Source organism: Bacillus sp. AF62, from assembly GCF_050312695.1.
GTDB lineage: Bacteria > Bacillota > Bacilli > Bacillales > Bacillaceae_G > Bacillus_A > Bacillus_A cereus.
In genome coordinates, this window is the sequence record NZ_JBNPJZ010000306.1 from 1 (window position 1) to 260 (window position 260).

Sequence of the window (260 nt, forward strand, 5' to 3'; positions counted from 1 at the left end):
AGCTGCGTTATAATCTCTATCGAGATTTACACCGCATATACAAGAATAGACTCGCTCAGACAATGACATATTTTTTACATTTCCACAACTGCTACATGTTTTTGTGGAAGGAAACCATTTGTCTATTTTCACAAGTTGTTTGCCGTGTTCATTTAGTTTATAAGCTAAAAAAGAAGTGAACATCCCCCAACCATTGTCAGCGACACTTTTTCCAAAATGAAGTGCTTGCGACATTCCTTTCATATTTAGATTTTCAATAG

General features: G+C 35.4%; 1 protein-coding gene. It reads right to left on the reverse strand.

Annotated elements, in window-relative coordinates; genetic code table 11:
• Nucleotides 1–260, reverse strand: a 260-nt coding sequence (locus ACQRBL_RS32860; RefSeq protein WP_427736503.1) for an RNA-guided endonuclease InsQ/TnpB family protein, incomplete at both ends; no start/stop codon positions are given.